Genomic DNA, 272 nt, shown 5'->3' with positions numbered 1-272 from the left:
GGCATTTTTCTCTTTTGCAGATGTACGACCGGCAATATGTTGTACAACTCTCACTTTGCCTGCGAGCTGCGCGCTATTCCAGGCTTTATAGCTAAACTTATCATTGTCGAGAATCAATTCTCCCCGGTCAGCAATGCCGACTGGCGGGACACGTTGTCCTTTTTCAATGTTGTGAGCGCAAGCCCACAGGGGCAGCAGCAGACAAGCTGCTGCAAGGATGTTACGTAGGGTCATGGCGTTTCCTTATTGTTTGCAGGTGATCCGACCACTTG

At 50.0% G+C, this 272-nt stretch carries 1 protein-coding gene; it reads right to left on the bottom strand.

Annotated features, from left to right (window positions below; translation table 11 throughout):
* Positions 1 to 234 (bottom strand): YtfJ family protein (locus tag IEQ44_RS15855; protein WP_227487638.1); only part of this gene is annotated, 234 nt, incomplete at its 3' end.
* Positions 235 to 272 lie beyond the last annotated feature (38 nt).

It is taken from the genome of Nocardioides malaquae, from assembly GCF_015070385.1.
GTDB lineage: Bacteria > Actinomycetota > Actinomycetes > Propionibacteriales > Nocardioidaceae > Nocardioides > Nocardioides malaquae.
This window is presented reverse-complemented; position numbering and strand designations above follow the sequence as displayed.